Raw genomic sequence first — 1002 nt, 5'->3', positions numbered from 1 at the left:
ATTTAACTGACCAACAATATTCAACTTCTCTTTAAAAATAACTTAGATACAAAAAAGCTACGTTTTATATAGGATAAAAAAATTATCTTACGCAAAGGAGCTTGATTATTTGTGAATTACCAAAATGATAATAACTCTAACATTCACAAACCTTGCACTTGTCCATCCCCCACGGCTAACAGTTTAAATGTTGTTCAAACTACCCCATCAATAGTTTCTGTAAATTCTGCGATTCCACTAGATACCGTGGTAAATTCTAATGGTACGGCAATCTCATTCACACCACCAACAACTGTTTTACTTGAAGGTGGAAGAACCTATTTGGCAATCTATGAAGTGCAAGTTATCATTCAACCAGGAGGTAATTCGGCAGGTATCACTATGTATTTGAATAATAATCCAATCATTGGCTCTGGTACTTCTTTGGGATATACTGCAGGATTCACTTCTGTATCAGCACCCGCTATTTTCACTACACCTTTAGGTATAACAAGTACTCTTACTGTTAATGTAGGACCATATTCTAATACATTAAATACGTTGGGCTTAACTCTTGCTGTTGTAGCATTAACATAGTAAAATCTAATACTTTCTAAAATAAAATTCTTTGTTCTTCGACTGCCATTTTGAGTTAGCCGCTAAGAAACCGCTATAACTACATATAAAAAATATTATTTGGATCGATAGTACTGGGTGACTCGGCTGACAGAATTGCTGAGTCACCTTTTTTTCTAAAATAACGCTTTTGTTGATTTTATAAAGTGAAACTTTAATAATTGGTGGAGTGTTTATCCCCACTTATTATTAGTTGAACCAATCGAGCTTTTATTGGCAGTTAATGCCTCACTTAACTTCTTTGCTTCCGCTGAATTTTGAGGTGGGGATCTTAATGCGGGATAAATTTAATAGCTTGTATATTTTACTTTGTAACTTTCATTTCTCCTCCTATGATTACAATCTTTATTAGTAATTAAGCATTGATTATACGTCCTCTAAGAACAT

At 33.7% G+C, this 1002-nt stretch carries 1 protein-coding gene; it reads left to right on the top strand.

The annotated features are described in order from the left end of the window. Nucleotides 1-111: 111 nt before the first annotated feature. A complete protein-coding gene (locus tag ACQGS6_RS29260) occupies nucleotides 112-576 on the top strand; it encodes a hypothetical protein (RefSeq protein WP_001109248.1) in 465 nt (154 codons plus the stop codon). The last annotated feature ends 426 nt before the right edge of the window (nucleotides 577-1002 follow it).

This window comes from Bacillus sp. GMs2/2 (genome assembly GCF_050172095.1).
Taxonomy (GTDB): domain Bacteria; phylum Bacillota; class Bacilli; order Bacillales; family Bacillaceae_G; genus Bacillus_A; species Bacillus_A cereus.
Note: the sequence above shows the minus strand (reverse complement) of the source record. Positions and strands in the feature narration are given on the sequence as shown.